Below are 19,569 nucleotides of genomic sequence, written 5' to 3'. Positions count from 1 at the left end.
AGATCGCCCGTGGTGACCCGGCTGGCTGTCCGCCTTACGCCGCGTGGCGGCCGCGACGTGGCGGAGGGCTGGGCACGGGACGAGAAGGGCCAGCCCTACCTGAAGGCGCGCGTCGCGGCGCCACCGGTGGAGGGTGCCGCCAACGAGGCCCTCGTGGCGATGATCGCCAAGGCGCTCAAGGTCGGACGCCGCTCGGTCCGCATCGTCGCCGGCGATCAGAGCCGGTTGAAGATCCTGGAGATCGACGGCGTCATCGAGGCGGATCTCGAACGGGTGTTCGGTCAGCCTTGAGAGGCTGCCGACCCGGCTTTTGCGCCGAGCGGGAACATCCAGCCGGGCACGCTCGCCGATGGCTCGCTCCGCTGAGCGGCTTTGCCCTGGTCGCCAGGAGGGCCCGGGATCGCGAAACCCCGCGGCGGGGCACAGTGCGCTTCGCCAATCGCGACGCACTGTCCCGATTCGCAGGACGCGCTGTCAGAACGCGACCTTGTCGCCGCCCTTCAGCGCCAGCATCTCGCGCGCCTCATCGGGCGACGCGACGGCGAGGCCGAGCCCCTCGATGATCGACCGGACGCGGCGCACCTGCGCGGCGTTGGTCTCGGCGAGCTTGCCGGGCCCGTCCCACAGGCTGTCCTCGAGGCCGACGCGGACGTTGCCGCCCATCGCGGCCGCCATGGCGGCGATGTTCATCTGGTTGCGGCCCGCCCCGAGCACCGACCAGCGGTACTGATCGCCGAACAGCCGATCGGCGGTGCGCTTCATGTGCATCACGTCGTCGGGATGCGCGCCGATCCCGCCCTGCAGTCCGAACACCGTCTGGATGAACAGCGGCGCCTGCACGAGGCCGCGGTCGAAAAAGTATTTCAGATTGTAGAGATGCGCGGTGTCGTAGCACTCGAACTCGAATTTCGTCCCGTTCGGACCGCAGGTCGTCAGGATGTGCTCGATCTGGCCGAAGGTGTTGCGGAAGATGATGTCCTTGTTGCCGAGATAGTCCCGCTCCCACTGATGCTTCAGGTCCTTGAAGCGGTCGAGCATCCCGAACAGGCCGAAATTCATCGAGCCGAGGTTCAGGGAGGCGACCTCCGGCTGAAAGGTCGCGGCCGGGCGCACCCGCTCCTCGATCGACATGGTCGGCGCGCCGCCGGTGGTGATGTTCACCACGCAGTTCGAGCGCTGCTTGATCACCGGCAGGAACTTGGCGAAGGCCTCGGGTGTCTGGTCGGGCTGGCCGTTCACCGGATTGCGGGCATGCAGATGCACGATGGCGGCGCCGGCCTCGGCGGCGCCGATGGCGGCGTCGGCGATCTCCTCAGGCGTCACGGGCAGGTGCGGCGACATGCTGGGCGTGTGGATCGCGCCCGTCACCGCGCAGGTGATGATGACTTTCCGCTGTGAGGCCATGCTCAGTCCTTCTGTGATGCCTTGTGGGCCCGGAGCGCCGCCAGCCGCGTGTCGCGGCGGTTCATGCGTGCGGGTAGATCGTCCGGCGGCTGCCACTTGGCCAGGATCGCCTCGGTGGCCGGCGCCTCGTAGACCGAAGGCGGCGCCGGATCGTCGGCCAGGTTCTTGTAGAAGCCGGTATAGCGGGCGCAGTAATCGGCGATACCGCCCGGCGCGTTCAGCTCGATCGTCTCGAACGGTCCCATGAAGCTCCAGCGCAGGCCGAGCCCGTCCGCGACGGTCTTGTCGAGATCCTGCGGGGTGACATAGCCCTCCGAGGCCAGACGGAACGCCTCCGCCAGCAGGGCGCCCTGAAGCCGGTTGAGGATGAAGCCCTCGATCTCCTTCAGCACCGTGATGGGGACCTGTCCGATGGCCTCGTACACCGCTCGCGCTCGTGCCAGAGCCGCCGGATCGGTCCAGGGCGCGCCGGAAATCTCCACGAGCGGGATCAGGTGCGGCGGATTCACCGGATGGCCGATGAGGCAGCGCGCCCGACCCGGCAGATCCTCGGTGAACAGCGAGCAGCGGATGGCCGATGAGGACGACGCGATCACCGCGTCCCGCGGCGCGTGGGCATCGAGCTCGGCAAAGAGGGTCCGCTTGACGTCGAGCCGCTCGGGCCCGTTCTCCTGGACGAAGTCCACACCGTCGAGGGCGGCGGCGAGACTCCCCGCGCTCCGGATGCGCCCGGCAGCTCCCTCCGGATCGGTACAGAGCCCGTTGGCCGCCAGGGTGCGGAGTCCTTCGGCGCAGAGCGGGAGCGCGGCCTCGGCTACGCCCTCGGCGGAATCGAACAGCCGCACGTCCCAGCCGGCGCGGGCGAAGATCATCGCCCAGGCCCGGCCGATCAGGCCGGCGCCGACGATTGCGACGCTTTCGGTCATAGCCACAGCACCTTCCGTCTCAGCTCCTGATCTTCGCGCAAGAGGCGCGACTCGCCCGCCCACTGCACGCTGCCCCGCTCCAGCGCCACGGTCCGGTCGGACAGGGCCAGCGCCAGATCGAGGTGATGGTCCACCAGGATGATCGCGATCTCGCGGCGCAGCCGATCGAAGGCCTCGAACAGCTCCTCGGTCACGGCCGGCGACAGGCCTTCGAACGGCTCGTCGAGAAGCAGGAGCCGCGTATCGCCCGACAGCGCGCGGGCCACCGCCACCATCTGCTGCTCGCCACCCGACAGGCGGGCGGCATCGACGGTCCAGCGCTCCTTGAGCCGCGGGAAGAACTCCAGAACCTTCTCCTCGTCCCAATGGATGCCGGCACCGGTGAGCCGCCGCAGACGACCGAGGCCCAGATTCTCCGCGACGCTCATCCCGGCAAACAGCGCCCGCCCCTGCGGCACGTAGCCGATGCCGAGCCGGGCGATCTTGTCGGGCGAGAGGCCCGCGATGTCCTGGCCAGCGAGCACGATCCGACCGCCGGCCGGCGATGCTGTGCCGATCAACGTCTTGAGCAGGGTCGACTTGCCGGCGCCGTTGCGGCCGAGGAGCGCCACCACCTCGCCCCGGTTCACCGTGAGGGTGACCCCGTTGAGGATGTGCGACTTGCCATAGAAGGTATCGACGCCCTCCATGGCGAGCAGCGTCTCGGCCTCGGCGGCGCTGGCGCGCGGCTTCGCGGCGATCGCCGCCGTGCCCGATCCGAGGTAAACCGCCTGGACCCGGGCATCGTCCCGGGCATCCGCGACGGAGCCGTCGACCAGCACGGCGCCGTCGGCCATCACGGTGACGCGGTCGGCCAGACGGAACACGCGGTCGATGTCGTGCTCCACGAGCAGGACCGGGATGTCGGCCGAGAGCGCCTTGATCAGCTCGCCGACGCGCTCGCGCTCGGCGGCGGCCAATCCGGCGAGCGGCTCGTCGAGAAGCAGCACGCGGGGTTGCGTGGCCAGCGCCAGCCCCATGTCGAGGAGCCGCTGGCCGCCGTAGGACAGGCTGCCGGCCTCGGCCCGCTCGATCCCGGCGAGGCCCGTCCAGCGCAGCAGCTCGGCGGTGTCGTCGGCGATCGCGCGGATCGAAAGGGCGTCCCGCCAGGGGCTGAAATGCGCCGCGTGGCGCGCCTGCACCGCCAGGCGGACGTTCTCCTCCACCGAGAGGCCCGGGAACAGGTTGGTGATCTGGAACGAGCGCCCGAGTCCGGCCCGGGTGATCGCGTGCGGTTCCAGGCCGGCGATCTCTTGACCGTCGAGGCGGATGCTGCCGCCGCTCGGCCGGAACATGCCGGAGAGCAGATTGAAGGCCGTGGTCTTGCCGGCACCGTTGGGGCCGATCAGGGCGTGAAGCGTCTTGTCCGCCACCGCGAAGGAGACGCCCCGCACCGCGTTCACGGGGCCGAAGTTCTTCCTGATGGCATCGGCGACGAGAACCGGTCCCGTGCCGCGTCCCTCGGCGATGAAGCGCGCCGGGACGCGGCCCGAGGCGCCGGCGCGGCGGGCCGCCATGGCCGCGCCCTCGGTCGGGACGCGCCGGAACGGCTTGAGCAGCCGCGCCGCGATGCCGACCAGCCCGTCCGGCGAGAACACGATGAAGGCGACGAACAGCAGCCCGAAATACAGCAGCCAGTCGGCGGTGTAGATCGACAGGAACTCGCGGAACAGGATGTAGAACAGCGCGCCGAGGGCCGGCCCGAGGAACGAGCGCATCCCGCCGATCACCACCATGGCGAGCAGTTCGCCCGAGAACGCGATGGAGATCGGGTCGGCCGAGGTGAAGCGATGACTGTAGGCCGAGAGCGCCCCGGCCAGCCCGGTGATCGTCGCCGAGATCACGAAGGCCGCGAGCTTGTAGCGGTTGGTGGCGTAGCCGAGGAAGCCGGCACGCTGCTCGTTCTCGCGGATCGCCACGAGTACCGTGCCCATCGGCGAGCGCCGGAACCGCCAGAGCGCGATCAGCACCGCGAAGGCGATACCCGACACCGCCGCGTAGTAGGCGCCGGGCTCCTGCAGCACCGCCCAGCGGTGCAGGTTGCCGATGCCGTTCTCGCCGCCGGTCAGGTCGGTCCAGCGGAACGCGATGGCGTAGAGCATCGCCGTGAAGGCGAGCGTCAGCAGCGAGAAGTAGACACCCCGCCGTCGCAAGATCAGGGCTCCGGCCGCCAGAGCCGCGACTCCGGTGATCGCCAGGGCGCCGAGGAGCGGCAGCGCCATGTCGCCGGGGACAAGCCGGGTCTGCAGGATCGCCACCGCGTAGGCGCCGATCCCGAACCACGCCCCGTGGCCGAAGGAGGTGAGCCCGGTCCAGCCGACCAGGATGTTCAGGCCGAGCACGGCCAGGGCGAAGATCACCACGTCTGTGGCGGTGATCAGCGTCAGGCCGATGGCGTCGAGGGCGAAGGGCAGGACGATGAGGGCGGCGAGGGCCGCCCAGAGCTGGCGGCTCTCGCGCAGGATCAGGCCGCGCTGCGGCAGGGCGAGCGGCAGCGGCTCGGCGGTTCCGGACATGGGACGCTCTCCGCTCACTCGAACCGGGCGATGTGCTCGCCGAACAGGCCGCGCGGGCGCAGCAGCAGGACGAGCACCATGAGGGCGTAGACGGCGGCCTCGGTGGCCGGCGGATAGGCGTAGGCGGTGAGGCCCCGGACCACGCCGACGATCAGCGCGGCGAGCACCACCCCCCAGAAAGAGCCGAGGCCGCCGATCACCACCACCACGAAGGCGAAGGTGAGGATCTCGGCGCCCATGGCGGGCTGGACCCCTGTGACCGGGGCCATCATGGTCCCGGCCAGCGCCGCGAGCCCCACCGCGATGGTGACAACGGCGGTCATGTAGGGCCGGAGCGAGATGCCGAGGGCCGCGACCATGTCGGGGTTCTGCACGCCGGCCCGGACCACGCGCCCGAAGCTGGTGCGGGTCAGGAGCAGCCAAAGGCCGGCCACGCAGGCCACAGCCACCACGAGAATCGAGAGCCGGTAGCGCGAGTAGATCAGGTCGCCGATGAAGACCTGACCGCGCAGCCATGTCGGGATCCCGAACGGCACCGGCGCCGCCCCGAAGGCCATGCGCAGGGCCTGCTCGGCCACCATGGCGAGTCCGAATGTGAGGAGCAGACCGAGGGTCGGATCGCCGCGATAGAAGCGCCGCAACAGGAAGCGCTCGATCACGAGCCCGAGCACCCCCACCGCCAGGGGAGATACGATGAGGGCGCCGCCGAAACCGATCGAGGGCGTCAGCAGCACGGTCAGGTAGGCGCCGATGGCGTAGAAGGCACCGTGGGCGAGGTTCACGATGCCGCCGAGGCTGAAGATCAGCGACAGGCCGAGCGCGATCAGCAGATATTGCACGCCGATCAGCAGGCCGTTGAGCACCTGCTCCAGGATGAAGACGAGCTGCATGACGGCCTCACGCCGGGAAGGTGCAGGCGTTCTCGTCACGGGTGGTGGTGAGGACCTCCAGGCTCTCGCCGGGACCGGGGAGCGGCCCGGTCGAGGTGAAGATGTCGTAGGGGTTCTTGACCTGATCCGCCGGCAGGGCGGTGATCGCGAACATCTCCTGCATCAATTCGTGGTCCCAGGGGCGGAAATAGCCCTCGCGGACCTTGGCGATGTCGAACTTCGCGCCCGATTCCAGGTGCTCGACGACCTTGATCGACTCGGTCGCCTTCAGCTCGTTCATCGACTGCGCAACGATCTTGAGCGCGGTGTAGTCACCCCAGCCCTGGTTCTCCGGCGGCTTCTTGTACTTGGCCTTGAAGGCGGCGACGAACGTCTTCGCCGAGGGCGAGTCGATCTGGTGATGCCAGATCACCGGCCAGGTTCCGAGGAAGTTGCCGGGCCCGGCACCCCAGGCGAGCGCCGTGTCGAAGCCGAAGCCGGCGACCGGGAACGGCAGGCCGAACTCGCTGTACTGCTTGAGGAAATTGGTGATCTGCGCGCCCGCGAGGTTGCAGATCACGAGGTCCGGCTTGGCCTGACGGAGCTTGAGCAGGAAGGGCGAGAAGTCCGTGAGCTCGGTGGGGATCAGATCCTCGCCGACGAGCGTCGCGTCGTTGGCCGCGAAGTATTTCTTGGCCTGCTTCAACAGGTCGTGGCCGAAGGCGTAGTCGGCCGTGAGCGCGTAGACCTTGCGACCCTTGATCAGGCCCCGGTCGAGCAGCGCGCGCCCGCAGGCGCGCACCATCATGGTGTTCTGCGATTCGACGTGGAACATGAAGCGCTTGCAGTCGGAGCCGCGCAGCGCGTCCGAATTGGCGCCGGTGTTGATGAACAGGATCTTCTCCCGCTGAGCCACCTGGCTGATCGCCAGCGCCGAAGCCGAGTTGATCTCGCCGACGAGGCACGCCACGCGGTCCCGCTGGACCATGCGCTCGGCCTTGGCCGAGGCGGTCTGCGGGTTGACGCTGTCCTCGGAGAGAAGCTCGACCTTCCGACCCGCGATGCCGCCCGCGGCATTGATCTCCTCGACCGCGAGCTGCGCCGCCTGCACGGCGAACTCGCCGAGCGGTCCGAGGAATCCGGTCCGCGGCGTCAGGTGCCCGATCCGGATCACGTCCGACTGACCCTGCGACAGGGCCGGGCTCGCAAGAGCCGGCGCGAGAAGCGCCGCGCCGCCGGCTTTCAGAAGGCTGCGGCGAGAAAGGGAATCCCCGAACCGGTCCGTCATCGTTCCGCTCCCGTGCGTTTCCTCCAGCCGGGTTGTTGTTGTGGGCTCTGGCGGCCCTCACCCAAACTGTGATCACAGATCACTAGCGCGATAGTGCCGGATCCGTCTAGGGTCGGCATATGAATTCCACATCGGTCCTTGCCGAACTGCCTCTGCTCGAACGGCGGACCCTGTCCGACACCGTCTACGAAGCCCTGTCGGACCTCCTGGCCTCGGGACGGCTGGCGCCGGGCGACCGGCTGTCCCTGCGCCAGAGCGCGGCGGCGCTCGGCGTCTCGGTCATGCCGGTCCGCGAGGCCGTGAGCCGTCTGGCGGCGGACGGCGTGCTCGAAGTGGCTCCGAACCGGGTGATCCGGGTGCCGGTCATGAGCGCGGACGCCTTCCGGGCTCTGGTCGAGACCCGCATCGCCGTGGAGGGCATCGCCGTGGCCCGTGCGGCCGAGCTAAGGACCGCCACGGAACTCGCAGCGATCCGGCGGACCGAGGCCGCGTTCCGGGCGGAAGCGGAGGCGGCAGAGCCCGACCGGGCGCGCGCGGTGCAACTCAACCGCGATCTGCATTTCGCGATCTACGGTGCCTGCGGACTCGGTCCCCTGCAGGAGATCATCGCCCGGCTCTGGCTGACGGCGGGCCCGGTCATCAATCTGGATCTGCGCGCCCATCCGGAGCGGCTGCGCCAGGGTTTCGCGCTTCGGCGGCACGCCGAGGCCGTGGTGGCGATCGAGAACCGGGACGGCGCGGCCGCCGCCGCCGCGATCGCGGCCGACATCCGGGAAGCCGCGGAGTTCATCTTGACCCGCGGCGGATTGCGGGACGTTCAGGGAGAGGACTGATCATGGATCTGGGGATTGCCGGCCTGCGTGTCCTGGTGACGGCGGGTGCTGCCGGAATCGGCCGCGGGATCGTCGAGGCCTTCCTGGAGGAAGGGGCGCGTGTCTTCGCCTGCGACGTAGACAGCGAGGCCCTGGCCGGTCTGCCGGACGCGGTCGGCCGTATCCGGACCGATGTCGCCGACCGCGATGGCGTCGCCACGATGATGGACCGCGCGGTCGAGTTCCTCGGTGGCCTCGACGTGCTGATCAACAATGCCGGCATTGCCGGCCCGACCGGCCGGGTCGAGGAGATCGCACCCGAAGAGTGGGACCGATGTCTCACCGTGTGCCTCACCAGCCAGTTCAACTGCGCGCGCCTCGCGGTGCCCCATCTGCGCCAAAGCCCGAACGCCTCGATCGTCAATCTGTCTTCGGCGGCCGGCAAGTTCGGCTTCGCCCTGCGCAGCCCCTACGCGGCGGCCAAATGGGGGGTCATCGGCTTCACCAAGTCTTTGGCGATCGAACTCGGCGGGTCCGGCATCCGGGTGAATGCGATCCTGCCGGGCTTGGTGGCCGGCGACCGGCAGCGCCGGGTGCTCGAATCGAAGGCCCAGCAGCAGGGCACGAGCTTCGCCGAGATGGAAGCCCGCGCCTTCTCGTTCGTTTCGGTCAAGGACTACGTCACCGCCCGGCAGCTCGCCGACCAGATCCTGCTGCTTTGCTCGCCCCGCGGCCGGACCATCTCGGGTCAGGCCATTTCCATCGACGGTGACACGCGGATGCTGTCCTGAAATCAATCCAGCGCCGATGAGGCTGCCCTGCCTGATGCGCCGGAGTATCCAAAACCGAGTCCGGGGCGCCGCGACCGCGGTCACGCGTCCTGCGGCCGCTGCCGAAGACAGGAGCCGGACCGTCCGCGCCGGCCACAGGATGCGAGGAAGCGACCATGAGCGACAAACGCCGGATCACGCCATCTGACCTGCGCTCCAAGGCGTGGTTCGACAACCCGCACAATCCCGGCATGACCGCGCTCTATCTGGAGCGATACCTCAACTATGGACTGACGCCGGAGGAGTTGCGTTCGGGCAAACCTCTGATCGGCATCGCCCAGACGGGGTCCGACCTGTCTCCCTGCAACCGCCACCATCTCGAACTCGCCAAGCGGGTCCGGGAAGGCATCACGGCGGCCGGCGGCGTTGCCTTCGAATTCCCCTGCCATCCGATTCAGGAAACCGGCAAGCGTCCGACCGCGTCCCTCGACCGAAACCTCGCCTACCTGTCCCTGGTGGAGGTGCTGTACGGCTATCCCCTCGACGGCGTCGTCCTGCTCACCGGCTGCGACAAGACCATGCCGGCCTGTCTGATGGCGGCGGCCACGGTCAACATCCCGGCGATCTCGCTGAATGTCGGGCCTATGCTCAACGGCTACTTCCACAAGGAGCTGACCGGCTCGGGCACCATCGTCTGGAAGGCCCGGGAGCGGCACGCGGCGGGCGACATCGACTTCCAGCAGTTCATGGACATCGTCGGATCCTCGGCGCCGTCCACGGGCCACTGCAACACGATGGGCACGGCCTCCACGATGAACGCGCTCGCCGAGGCGCTCGGTCTCGCCCTGCCCGGCTCGGCGGCGATCCCGGCCCCCTACCGCGAGCGCGGGCAAGCCGCCTACGCCACCGGCCAACGCATCGTCGAGATGGTCTGGGAGGACCTCAAGCCCTCCGACATCCTCACCCGCGAAGCCTTCGAGAACGCCATCGTGGCCAACGCGGCGATCGGCGGCTCGACCAACGCGCCGATCCACATCAACGCGATTGCGAAGCATATCGGTGTACCGCTGACGTGCGACGACTGGGAGCGGGTCGGATTCGAGATCCCTCTCCTGGTGGACATGCAGCCCGCCGGACGCTGGCTCGGCGAGGAGTACTTTCGCGCCGGCGGCCTTCCGGCGGTCTTCGCGGAGCTGATCGACGCCGGGAAGGTCCACGAGGGCGCCCTGACCTGCAACGGCCGAACCGTGGGCGAGAACTACCGCGGCCGGCACAGCTGGAACCGCGACGTGATCCGCGCCTATGGCGCGCCGCTGATGGAGCGCGCGGGCTTCCTGAACCTCAAGGGTAGCCTGTTCGATTCGGCGATCATGAAGACCTGCGTGATCTCCGAGGAGTTCGCGGCCCGCTACCTGCGCAATCCGAACGACCCGATGGCCTTCGAGGGGCGCGTCATCGTGTTCGACGGACCGGAGGACTACCACACACGGATCGACGACCCGGCGCTCGACATCGACGAGAACACGATCCTGATCATGCGCGGAGCCGGACCGATCGGCTATCCCGGCGCCGCCGAGGTGGTGAACATGCAGCCGCCGGGATCGCTGATCCGGCGCGGTGTCACCGCTCTGCCCTGCATCGGCGACGGCCGGCAATCCGGCACCTCCGGGACGCCCGCCATCCTGAACGCCTCGCCCGAGGCGGCCGCCGGGGGCGGGCTGGCCCTGTTGCAGACCGGCGACCGTATCCGCATCGACCTCAATCGCCGGAGCGCCGACATCCTGCTCCCGGCCGAGGATCTCGCCCGCCGGCGCGCGGATCTGGAGGCGCGCGGCGGCTATCCCTACCCGGCGACCCAGACGCCGTGGCAGGAGATCTATCGCGATCAGGTCGATCAGCTCGATCAGGGCATGGTGCTCAAGGGCGCGGTGAAGTTCCAGAAGGTCGCGCAGGTCTCCGGAGTGCCGCGGGACAACCACTGAGGCCTGCCCCCCGGGTCGGCCGCGGGGTTGAAACATGCGGTGTCCTGAGCAACCCTTGCGACGGCCCTCCGGGCCTACGGCTGCACCGGGCATCGCGAGCCCGCTCTCCAGCGCGACAGCGCGGCCAATTTGCTCCGCACTGAATTTTGAATACATTTCCCGTCAGGTGGGCATGTCCCATCACGGGAGGGATCTATCGTGACGGAAGCGAGGGCGCATGCGCCGGCGCCGCGGGCCGCGGCGCGCCTGGAAGCCGGATTGCCGCGCAGGCTGGCGGAGCAGCTCCAGGGCGAGGCGCGGTTCGACGCGTTCACGCGCGGACGCTACAGCACGGACGCGTCGATCTACCAGATCATGCCGGCCGGCGTGGTGCTGCCGCGCTCCGCGGCCGACATCGCCGCAACCCTGCGCATCGCCGCCGAACACGGCGCGCCGGTGATCCTGCGCGGCGGCGGCACGTCGCAGAACGGCCAGCCGATCGGGTCGGGCCTGGTGGTCGACTGCTCGCGGTACTTCAACGGCGTCCGGGCCTATGATCCGGAGGCGGGCACGATCACGGTCGAGCCCGGCATGGTGCTGGAGCGGCTGAACGCCCGGGTGAAGGCCGACGGATGGTTCTTCCCCGTCGAGCCCTCGACGGCGACCCGCTGCACCATCGGCGGCATGGCGGGCAACAATTCCTGCGGCGCCCGCTCCCTGCGCTACGGCAAGATGAGCGACAACGTCCTGGCGATGGAGGCGCTGTTCCACGACGGCGAGGCCTTCGGCTTCGGACTGACCGGTGACGTCCGGTCGGGCGTGAACGGCTCGGATCGGGCGGCGGCGCTGGCCGCGAGGATGCGCGGCCTCGCCGAGGATCACCGCGCCGAGATCGAGGCGCGCTTCCCGAAGGTCCAGCGCCGCGTCGGCGGCTACAACCTCGACGCGCTGATCGAAGCGCAGCCGAACCTCGCGCACCTGCTCGTCGGATCCGAGGGCACGCTGGCCGCGACCACGGCGGTGACGCTGAAGCTCTCGCGCCTGCCGACGCACCGGGTGATGGGCGTGTGCCACTTCCCATCCTTCCGGGCCGCCATGGAGACGACCCGGCACATCGTCGGCCTGGACCCGGTGGCGGTCGAGCTCGTCGACAACAACGTCCTCGTGCTCGGCGCCGATATCCCGCTGTTCCGCACGACGCTGGCCGACATCACCCGCGGACAGCCGAACTGCCTGCTGCTCACCGAATTCGCCGGCGACGACCTCGCCGCCGTGACGCGCGACCTGAAGCGCCTCGACGCCTGCATGGCCGATCACGGCTTCCCGGACGCCGTCGTGGAGGTGGTCGAGCCCGCCCGCCAGAAATCGGTGTGGGAGGTTCGCGAGGCCTGCCTCAACATCATGATGTCCATGAAGGGCGACGCCAAGCCGGTCTCCTTCATCGAGGATTGCGCCGTCCCGCTGGAGCACCTCGCCGATTACACAGACGCGGTCACGGCGGTCTTCGCCAAGCACGGCACCCGCGGCACGTGGTACGCCCACGCTTCGGTGGGCTGCCTGCACGTTCGCCCGATCCTCGACATGAAGGAGGCTGGCGACGTCCGCCGGATGCGCGCGATCGCGGAGGAGACCTCCGAGCTGGTGCGCCGCTACAAGGGCTCGTATTCCGGCGAGCATGGCGACGGCATCTCACGCTCGGAATACATCGAGCCGCTGTTCGGCTCGGTCCTGACGCGCGCCTTCGAGGATGTGAAGGACGCGTTCGATCCCGAGAACCGCCTCAACCCCGGCAAGATCGTGCGCCCGCTCGCGATGGATGACCGGTCTCTGTTCCGCTTCAAGCCCGACTACACGGTGACGGAGCCGATGAAGCCGGCGCTCGACTGGTCGGATTGGGGCGGCTTCGGCTCCGCCGTCGAGATGTGCAACAACAACGGCACCTGCCGGAAGCTCGCCGGCGGCGCCATGTGCCCGTCCTACCGGGTGACGGGGGAGGAACAGCACCTCACGCGCGGCCGCGCCAATTCCCTGCGGCTCGCCATCTCGGGCCAGCTCGGCAAGGAGGCCTTCACCAGCCCGGAGATGAATCGGACTCTCGATCTCTGCGTCTCCTGCAAGGCCTGCCGCCGGGAATGCCCGACCGGCGTGGACATGGCCAAGATGAAGATCGAGTTCCTGCACCATTACCACGCCCGCCACGGGCTGCCGCTCCGCGAGCGGCTCATCGCCATGATGCCGCTCTATGCCGGGGCGGCCGCGAAGCTCGCGCCGATCCTCAACCTGCGCGACCGGTACCCGGCCCTCGCGGCCCTGTCGGAGCGCGTCGCCGGCCTGTCGGCCAGGCGCTCGTTGCCGCGCTGGCGTCGGCCCTGGAGCGAGCAGGGCGAACCCGCGCATACCCACGACGTCGCGGGCGATTTCCGCGACGTGATCCTCTTCGGCGACACCTTCAACCGCGCCTTCGAGCGGGAGAATCTCGAGGCGGCCGAGCGCGTGCTGCTGGCCGCGGGCTACCGGCTGCATCGGGTCTATCCGGCCCGCGGCCGGCGCCCGCTCTGCTGCGGCCGGACGTGGCTCTCCGCCGGCCAGACGGACCGGGCCCGGCTGGAGGCGCGCCGAACCCTCGACGCGCTTCTGCCCTTCGTCCGCGCGGGCGCGCGGGTCGTCGGCCTGGAACCATCCTGCCTGCTCACGTTCCGGGACGAGTTCACAGCGCTCCTCCCCGGTGCGGATTCGGCGCTTCTGGCGCGGCAGTCCGTCCTGTTCGAGGAGCTGCTGGCCGCAGACCTGACGGCGGGCCGGATCGCGCTACCGTTCGCGGACCAGGGCGGGCGCGTCGCGCACCTGCACGGCCATTGCCACCAGAAGTCGTTCGGCGTGATGGGCTCGGTGGAGACGGTGCTCCGGGCCGTGCCGGGGCTCGACCTACGGGTCGTCGAATCGAGCTGCTGCGGCATGGCCGGCGCCTTCGGCTATCGGCCGGAATCCATCGAGACATCCTTCGCCATGGCAGAGCTGTCGCTGTTCCCGACCCTGCGCGCCGCCGGGCCGGACGATCTCGTGATCGCCGACGGGACGAGCTGCCGACATCAGATTCACGATGGCCTCGGTCTCGAGGCGGAACATGTGGCTCGCGTTCTCGATCGGGCCCTCGTGCCTCGACACTCCATTGCCGGAGACTTACACATACACAACAGGTCGCACTGATCTGGTTTGTGTCGGGGGACCATGAACAAGATCGAGCCCGGGATCGGCATCAGCCGCCGCTACCTCCACGACGAGGTCGCGGACCGGATGCGGGAGCTGATCCGGTCCGGGGAGATGGAGCCGAAGGCCCGGATCAACGAGAGCGAGCTGACGGAGCGCTTCGGGATCTCGCGGACCCCGCTCCGCGAGGCGATCAAGATCCTGGCGACGGAAGGGCTGCTCGAACTGCTTCCGAACCGCGGGGCGCGGGTCGCCAGCATCTCGGAGACCGAGCTCGAGGAAATGATGGAGGTGATCGCCGGGCTCGAGGCGACCGCCGGGGACCTGGCCTGCCGCACCATCACCGACGCCGAGATCGACGCCCTCGCGGTCGACCACGACGCGATGGTGGCGGCCTGGCAGTCGGGCGACGAGGCAGGCTACTTCAGCCACAACCGCCGGATCCACGAAGGCATCATGGCGGCCAGTCGCAACGTCATTCTGGCGAATATCTACGAGAGCCTGTCCGGCCGGATCCAAAGGTCGCGGTATTCCGCGCACCAGACCCCGGATCAGTGGGCCCGCGCGGTCTCCGAGCACGAACGGATGATCGAACTCCTCCGTGCTCGGGACGGCGCTGCCCTGGCCGTCCTGATGCGCGAGCATATCCGCGGGAAGAAGTCCGTCATCGCCGCCAATTACGGCGCGGCGGAGGTTGCCTGAAGGCTCAGCCCGGCATCCCCGTCATCTCGAACCAGAACGACGCGCCCGGGGTGCGGGAATCGTTCGCGTAGAGGAACGGAATGTCCGGTCCGGTCGCGCGGGCGGCAAAGACCATCTTCACCCGGGCGCTCATCGCCGGGTCCTGACAGATATACATCACCGGCACGGTCACGCGGAACGGCGGAGCGCCGCACAGCAGCATCGCGGCCAGAAGATACTGCTCGTTGTACAGGCGGCAATTCCAGGCTGACGGATAATCGTCCGGAATGAAGATGTCGTGGATCTGTACGATCACGCCCGGCGCGAGGCGCGGCATCACCTCGAAAAAGAACACCGTGACGTCGGAATTCGCGAAGGACCGATGCGATCCATCGAAGAACAGGATGTCGCCGGCCTTCAGTTCCTCGAAGATCTTCAGGTCGCAGGATTCCAGCGGGCTGCGGACGGTCCAGTCGCACAGGGCGTCGATCTCGCGGCGTGGCATCGGATCGATGGAGGTGATCCGCGTCGGCAGCTTCAGCGTGTCGATCGCGTGGCGCGCGAAGCAGGTCGAGCACCCGGAGCCGATCTCGAAGTATCGTTCAGGGCGCTTCCAGGCCAGCATCGTCAGCAGGGCGGCGCCGTCGAGGGCGGTGAACCACGTGTTGTTCCAGTGCGGTGCAGCCGAACCCTCAGCGTGGGCGTCGTGCGGGACGCTGTGGAGCAGGTCGGCCTGCGCTTCCAGGGCGGTGAGGAATGCCTCGTAGGCCGCATGGTTCTGGCCGAGGACGGCTTTGAGCCGGCCGTGCGGCGCCTGGCCCGGCTTCCACCGCGCGGACGGCACGACCGGGTAGTAATCGTGGACCGTATGACTCCAGCGGAAGGCTTCGCCGCTCGCCCGGAAGATATCCACCCCCGCGCGTCGGCCGGCAGTCCTGACAACGTCCTTCAGCATGGTGCCTCCCGGGTTCCGGGTGAAGGATGCCGGGATTGCAACTTCTGGTCGAGTCCGGTGGACCACCTACGCAGTCCGACCTGATTTCACGGTTAGGAGGCGATGAAGACGCACCGGCTTCGCGGCCCGCTGCGGGCGGTCTGCGCCGCGGGATGATTGTCAGGCACCCGGAGAGGTCGAAGCTTTCAGGCCGCGCTCTGCGCCCGCAACCCCGCGACCAGATCGGTGAACCGGTCACCCTGGACGATGACGTGGCTCCGGAGCGCCTCGGCCGCCCCGACTTCGTCTCCGGCGATGATGGCAGCGACGATCGCTTCGTGTTCGGCAAGCGATTGCGGCAGGCGCTGGCGCACGCGCAGCTGCAGACGCCGATACGGCGCGAGACGGCGGTGCAGTGACAGCGCCTGCTCCGCCAGGAAGGCGTTGCGGCTGGCCCGATACACCACCGTATGGAACACGTAATTCTCGGCGTAATAGGCCTCGGTATCCTCCGTCGACAAAGCCCCGCGGCAGCCTTCGAGGGCGGCGCGCAGCGCGGCGGCATCCTCGGCCACGAGGCGGCGTGCGGCGAGGCGACCGCACGCCGCCTCGATTTCCGCCATCGTCTCGAACATGGCCAGCAGCAGGTGTGGCTCGGGTGCGCTGACGATGGCGCCGCGCCGGGGCTTCGTTTGGACGAGTCCGGTCACGGCGAGCTGCAGCAGCGCCTCGCGGATCGGCGTGCGCGAGACCCCGAAACGGGCCGCGAGCTGATTCTCATCGAGCCGCGATCCCAGCGCGAGTTCGCCCGCCACGATCTCGTCCTCGATTCGCTGCCGTAGCCGTTGCGCGTGGCTCATGCGCCTGGTTCCTCCCCCGATCGTCGGGCCGCGCGTCGTCCCGCCCGTTGAGGCCGGCGGATGTCCAACGCACGCGAACATTATGCTGGAGCATTGACAAAATATACAAGGCGGTTTTCCATGCATACAACGAAGCGCCCCACTATTGCGGCGCACAAAACTTTGCCGCGTTGTTTGCGGTGCGGGAGAAATCCATGACGCCAACTCGTCGCTCGCTGATCGCGGCCACGCTCGCGGCTCCGGCGGTCCTGCGGTTCGGGCTGGGCTCGGCCCAGGCCGCCACCACGCTGAAGCTGTCCCACCAGTTCCCGGGCGGCACCATCGACGAGGGCGATTTCCGCGACCGCATGTGCCGGAAGTTCGCCAAGATGGTCGGCGAGCGCTCGAAGGGCGCCCTGGACGTCCAAGTCTATCCCGGCTCCTCGCTGATGAAGACGAACGCCCAGTTCGGCGCGATGCGCAAGGGCGCCCTCGACATGTCGCTCTATCCGAGCCCCTATGCCGGCGGCGAGGTGCCGGAGCTGAATATCGGCCTGATGCCGGCGCTGGTGACGTCCTATGCCCAGGCGGTGGCCTGGAAGGCGGCGCCGGTCGGGCGCAAGCTCTCGGAAATCCTCGACGCCAAGGGGATCGTCCTGGTCTCGTGGGTCTGGCAGGCCGGCGGCGTCGCGAGCCGCGAGCGCGCTCTCGTTTCGCCGGCCGACGCCAAGGGCATGAAGGTCCGGGGCGGTTCGCGCGAGATGGACATGATGATGAAAGAGGCCGGCGCAGCCACCCTCTCCATCCCGTCGAACGAATCCTACGCGGCGATGCAGACCGGAGCCTGCGATGCGGTGATCACCTCGTCCACCAGCCTGATCTCCTTCCGCCTGGAAGAGCTGTCCAAGGCCCTCACCTCGGGCCGCGAGCGCTCCTACTGGTTCATGCTCGAGCCGATCATGATGTCGAAGATCGTGTTCGCGGGCCTGCCGAAGGAGCAGCAGGACCTGATCATGGCGGTGGGCACCGAGCTGGAGGCCTTCGGCCAAGCCGGCGCCAAGGAGGATGACACCCGGGTCGAGGAGATCTTCTCCAAGGCCGGGGCCAAGGTCGTCCAGGTTGACGAGAAGTCGCTGGGTCAGTGGCGGGACCTCGCCCGCAACACGGCCTGGAAGGACTACGCCGCCAAGAACGCGAACTGCGCGGAACTGCTGAAGCTCGCGGAGCAGGTCGCGTGAGCCACGGCTTCGACGCGGCTACGGCCGCTCCGGAGGCGCGGGGCGCGGCCGAGCCGCGTTTGCCCGGCCTGCTCGGCGCCTTCGACCGGACGATGCGCCTGCTGAATCAAGTGATCCTGGCGGTCGGCGGCCTCTGCCTGGTGGCGGCCTGCCTCGTCCTGACCCACAGCGTGGTCGTCCGCTATCTCCTGAAGGAACCGACGGAGTGGCAGGACGAGATGGCGGTGTTCCTGATCATCGGGGCCACCTTCCTGTCGGCCGCCGGCGTCCAGGCCAAGCGCGGCCACGTCGCGATCGAGGCCCTGACCGGTCTCCTGCCGCCGACCGCCAACCGCGTGCGCCTTCTGCTGGCCGACATCGTCAGCCTCGCCTTCTGCCTGTTCTTCGCCTGGAAGAGCTGGTCGCTGGATCACGAGGCCTGGGTCGACGGGCAGGTCTCGCAATCGACCTGGGGGCCGCCCCTCTGGATCCCCTATACGCTGATGTCCGTCGGGATGAGCCTGCTGTGCATCCAGTTCGTCCTCCAGATCGCCGAGGGCCTGGCCTACGGGCCGCGGGCCGCCGGCTGGGCACAGCCCAAGATCGGGCTCGGGGCCGACGTCAACCGCGACATGCACGGGGCGCCCGAGGTTGCGCCTCGAGGACCGGATCCGATGGGTCAGACCGTTTCCGCGAAGGTTGAACGATGAGCACGGCCGCGATCGGCTTCCTGTACGCGGGCGCGACCCTGGGTGCGATGCTCTCGGGCATCCCCATCGCCTTCGCCCTCGGCTTCGTGGCGCTCGCCTTCATGGTGGCGTTCATGCCCGGCGCCTCCCTCGATACGGTGGCGCAGAACGTCTACGAGGAGATGGCCTCCATCACCCTGCTGTCGATCCCGCTCTTCATCCTGAAGGGTGCGGCCATCGGCCGGTCCAAGGCCGGGCAGGACCTCTACTCGGCCATGCACGCCTGGATGCACCGCATCCCGGGCGGTCTCGGCATCGCCAACGTGTTCGCCTGTGCGCTGTTCGCCGCCATGGCGGGCTCGAGCCCGGCAACCTGCTCGGCGATTGGCTCGGCCGGCATCCCGGAGATGCGCAAGCGCGGCTACTCGCCGGGCTTCGCCGCCGGGATCATCGCGGCGGGCGGCACGCTCGGAATCCTGCTGCCGCCCTCGATCACCATGATCCTGTACGCGGTGGCGGCCGAGCAGTCGCTCGGACGCCTGTTCCTCGCCGGCATCGGACCCGGGCTGCTGCTCGTGGCCCTGTTCGCGGCGTGGTCGATCGTGCGCTTCCGCTCGGAATACGCCGCGGCCAAGGCCGTGATGGAGCGCGGCGGACCGGCCTCGCCGATCCTGGCCGACGATCAGTACAGCATGGCGCAGCGCTTCTCGACGCTGCCGCGGGTCCTGCCCTTCGTGGTACTGCTCACCGGCGTGATGGTGGCGCTCTACGGCGGCTACGCCACGCCCTCGGAAACCGCGGGTCTCGGCGGCCTGATGGCGCTGGCGCTCATCGCCGCGATCTACGGCGTCTGGCGGTTCCGCGACGTCACGCCGATCCTGACCGCGACCCTGCGGGAATCGACCATGCTGATGCTGATCATCGGCATGTCGCTGCTCTACGCCTACGTGATGAGCTACCTGCACATCTCGCAATCGGCCGCCGCCGCGATCGTCGCGATGCAGCTCTCGCCCTGGCTGCTGCTGCTGACCATCCTGGCGTTGGTGATCGCGCTGGGCTTCTTTCTGCCGCCGGTCTCGATCATCCTGATGACGGCGCCGATCATCCTGCCGCCGCTCAAGGCCGCCGGCTTCGACCTCGTGTGGTTCGGCGTGGTGATGACCATCACCATGGAGATGGGCCTAATCCACCCGCCGGTGGGCCTGAACATCTTCGTCATCAAGAACATCGCCCCCGACATCCCGCTGTCGGACATCATCTGGGGGACGTTGCCCTTCGTGATCCTGATGGCGGTGGCGATCCTGATCCTGTGCCTCGTCCCGGGCATCGCCCTGTGGCTCCCGGACCTGCTGCTGGCGACCACACGGTAGGCGGACCGACGTATCGATCCCGAAGGCAGGCCCTTCTCCGTCCGGGG

Annotated in this window: 16 protein-coding genes; 9 read left to right on the top strand and 7 right to left on the bottom strand. The window is 68.7% G+C overall.

Features of this window, described 5'->3' with window-relative positions; translation table 11 throughout:
* Positions 1-9: 9 nt before the first annotated feature.
* The gene (locus ABIC70_RS10110; protein WP_043380025.1) at positions 10-291 is read left to right on the top strand and encodes a DUF167 family protein; all 282 of its coding nucleotides are present in this window, start codon (positions 10-12) and stop codon (positions 289-291) included.
* A 183-nt stretch (positions 292-474) separates the two neighbouring features.
* Here ABIC70_RS10110 and kce read toward each other — a convergent pair whose 3' ends face one another.
* The 5 genes from kce to ABIC70_RS10085 are packed head-to-tail and all read right to left on the bottom strand — an operon-like array spanning position 475 to position 7,042.
* On the bottom strand, positions 475-1,404 hold the full coding sequence (gene kce / locus ABIC70_RS10105) for a 3,5-dioxohexanoate:acetyl-CoA acetone transferase (RefSeq protein WP_043380028.1): 930 nt from the start codon (positions 1,402-1,404) through the stop codon (positions 475-477).
* A gap of 2 nt (positions 1,405-1,406) precedes the next feature.
* A complete protein-coding gene (locus ABIC70_RS10100; protein WP_043380030.1) occupies positions 1,407-2,330 on the bottom strand; it encodes a 3-hydroxyacyl-CoA dehydrogenase in 924 nt (307 codons plus the stop codon).
* A complete protein-coding gene (locus ABIC70_RS10095; protein WP_354439647.1) occupies positions 2,327-4,885 on the bottom strand; it encodes a branched-chain amino acid ABC transporter ATP-binding protein/permease in 2,559 nt (852 codons plus the stop codon). The genes ABIC70_RS10100 and ABIC70_RS10095 overlap by 4 nt, the downstream gene beginning before the upstream one ends.
* Before the next feature lie 14 nt (positions 4,886-4,899).
* Positions 4,900-5,775 (bottom strand): branched-chain amino acid ABC transporter permease, encoded by an 876-nt coding sequence (locus ABIC70_RS10090; RefSeq protein ID WP_354439646.1) that lies wholly within the window; start codon positions 5,773-5,775, stop codon positions 4,900-4,902.
* A gap of 7 nt (positions 5,776-5,782) precedes the next feature.
* Positions 5,783-7,042 carry an ABC transporter substrate-binding protein gene (locus ABIC70_RS10085; protein WP_354439644.1) on the bottom strand — a complete coding sequence of 420 codons (1,260 nt, stop codon included), beginning with the start codon at positions 7,040-7,042 and terminating at the stop codon, positions 5,783-5,785.
* A gap of 119 nt (positions 7,043-7,161) precedes the next feature.
* Here ABIC70_RS10085 and ABIC70_RS10080 point away from each other — a divergent pair, with 119 nt between their 5' ends.
* The 5 genes from ABIC70_RS10080 (at position 7,162) to ABIC70_RS10060 (ending at position 14,494) form a co-directional block, all read left to right on the top strand.
* Positions 7,162-7,875: a GntR family transcriptional regulator gene (locus ABIC70_RS10080; protein WP_354439643.1), complete on the top strand. Its 714-nt coding sequence runs from the start codon at positions 7,162-7,164 to the stop codon at positions 7,873-7,875.
* Between the two features lie 2 nt (positions 7,876-7,877).
* Positions 7,878-8,645, top strand: a complete 768-nt coding sequence (locus ABIC70_RS10075; RefSeq protein WP_043380039.1) for an SDR family oxidoreductase — start codon at positions 7,878-7,880, stop codon at positions 8,643-8,645.
* 155 nt (positions 8,646-8,800) lie between these two features.
* Positions 8,801-10,606 carry an IlvD/Edd family dehydratase gene (locus tag ABIC70_RS10070; protein ID WP_075380442.1) on the top strand — a complete coding sequence of 602 codons (1,806 nt, stop codon included), beginning with the start codon at positions 8,801-8,803 and terminating at the stop codon, positions 10,604-10,606.
* A gap of 198 nt (positions 10,607-10,804) precedes the next feature.
* Positions 10,805-13,792, top strand: a complete 2,988-nt coding sequence (locus ABIC70_RS10065) for an FAD-binding and (Fe-S)-binding domain-containing protein (RefSeq protein WP_354439642.1) — start codon at positions 10,805-10,807, stop codon at positions 13,790-13,792.
* A gap of 21 nt (positions 13,793-13,813) precedes the next feature.
* Positions 13,814-14,494 carry a GntR family transcriptional regulator gene (locus ABIC70_RS10060; RefSeq protein WP_043353288.1) on the top strand — a complete coding sequence of 227 codons (681 nt, stop codon included), beginning with the start codon at positions 13,814-13,816 and terminating at the stop codon, positions 14,492-14,494.
* 4 nt (positions 14,495-14,498) lie between these two features.
* Here the strand turns inward: ABIC70_RS10060 and ABIC70_RS10055 are convergent, their stop codons facing one another.
* Positions 14,499-15,428: a class I SAM-dependent methyltransferase gene (locus tag ABIC70_RS10055; RefSeq protein WP_354439641.1), complete on the bottom strand. Its 930-nt coding sequence runs from the start codon at positions 15,426-15,428 to the stop codon at positions 14,499-14,501.
* Positions 15,429-15,613: 185 nt separating this feature from the next.
* The gene (locus ABIC70_RS10050) at positions 15,614-16,267 is read right to left on the bottom strand and encodes a GntR family transcriptional regulator (RefSeq protein ID WP_043353293.1); all 654 of its coding nucleotides are present in this window, start codon (positions 16,265-16,267) and stop codon (positions 15,614-15,616) included.
* Positions 16,268-16,461: 194 nt separating this feature from the next.
* Here ABIC70_RS10050 and dctP point away from each other — a divergent pair, with 194 nt between their 5' ends.
* From dctP to ABIC70_RS10035, 3 genes are read left to right on the top strand one after another with little or no spacing between them, the layout of a single operon-like run.
* Complete coding sequence (gene dctP, locus ABIC70_RS10045; RefSeq protein ID WP_354439640.1) at positions 16,462-17,484, top strand: TRAP transporter substrate-binding protein DctP; 1,023 nt, start codon at positions 16,462-16,464, stop codon at positions 17,482-17,484.
* Positions 17,481-18,173, top strand: a complete 693-nt coding sequence (locus tag ABIC70_RS10040) for a TRAP transporter small permease (RefSeq protein WP_354439639.1) — start codon at positions 17,481-17,483, stop codon at positions 18,171-18,173. Before dctP ends, ABIC70_RS10040 begins: the two co-directional genes overlap by 4 nt.
* Positions 18,170-19,522, top strand: coding sequence for a TRAP transporter large permease (locus tag ABIC70_RS10035; RefSeq protein ID WP_043356157.1), 1,353 nt, complete (start codon positions 18,170-18,172; stop codon positions 19,520-19,522). The genes ABIC70_RS10040 and ABIC70_RS10035 overlap by 4 nt, the downstream gene beginning before the upstream one ends.
* Positions 19,523-19,569: the final 47 nt, after the last annotated feature.

Origin of the sequence: Methylobacterium sp. 1973 (genome assembly GCF_040545035.1) — a bacterium.
Classification (GTDB): Bacteria; Pseudomonadota; Alphaproteobacteria; order Rhizobiales; family Beijerinckiaceae; genus Methylobacterium; species Methylobacterium fujisawaense.
The sequence above is the reverse complement of the archived record's forward strand: the minus strand, read 5'-3'. Positions and strand labels throughout refer to the sequence as shown.

Bases quoted from the DNA above. Each gene is read 5' to 3' on its own strand.
- kce (WP_043380028.1), bottom strand. From the start codon at position 1,404: ATGGCCTCACAGCGGAAAGTCATCATCACCTGCGCGGTGACGGGCGCG.
- ABIC70_RS10100 (WP_043380030.1), bottom strand. From the start codon at position 2,330: ATGACCGAAAGCGTCGCAATCGTCGGCGCCGGCCTGATCGGCCGGGCC.
- ABIC70_RS10095 (WP_354439647.1), bottom strand. From the start codon at position 4,885: ATGTCCGGAACCGCCGAGCCGCTGCCGCTCGCCCTGCCGCAGCGCGGC.
- ABIC70_RS10090 (WP_354439646.1), bottom strand. From the start codon at position 5,775: ATGCAGCTCGTCTTCATCCTGGAGCAGGTGCTCAACGGCCTGCTGATC.
- ABIC70_RS10085 (WP_354439644.1), bottom strand. From the start codon at position 7,042: ATGACGGACCGGTTCGGGGATTCCCTTTCTCGCCGCAGCCTTCTGAAA.
- ABIC70_RS10080 (WP_354439643.1), top strand. From the start codon at position 7,162: ATGAATTCCACATCGGTCCTTGCCGAACTGCCTCTGCTCGAACGGCGG.
- ABIC70_RS10075 (WP_043380039.1), top strand. From the start codon at position 7,878: ATGGATCTGGGGATTGCCGGCCTGCGTGTCCTGGTGACGGCGGGTGCT.
- ABIC70_RS10070 (WP_075380442.1), top strand. From the start codon at position 8,801: ATGAGCGACAAACGCCGGATCACGCCATCTGACCTGCGCTCCAAGGCG.
- ABIC70_RS10060 (WP_043353288.1), top strand. From the start codon at position 13,814: ATGAACAAGATCGAGCCCGGGATCGGCATCAGCCGCCGCTACCTCCAC.
- ABIC70_RS10055 (WP_354439641.1), bottom strand. From the start codon at position 15,428: ATGCTGAAGGACGTTGTCAGGACTGCCGGCCGACGCGCGGGGGTGGAT.
- ABIC70_RS10050 (WP_043353293.1), bottom strand. From the start codon at position 16,267: ATGAGCCACGCGCAACGGCTACGGCAGCGAATCGAGGACGAGATCGTG.
- dctP (WP_354439640.1), top strand. From the start codon at position 16,462: ATGACGCCAACTCGTCGCTCGCTGATCGCGGCCACGCTCGCGGCTCCG.
- ABIC70_RS10035 (WP_043356157.1), top strand. From the start codon at position 18,170: ATGAGCACGGCCGCGATCGGCTTCCTGTACGCGGGCGCGACCCTGGGT.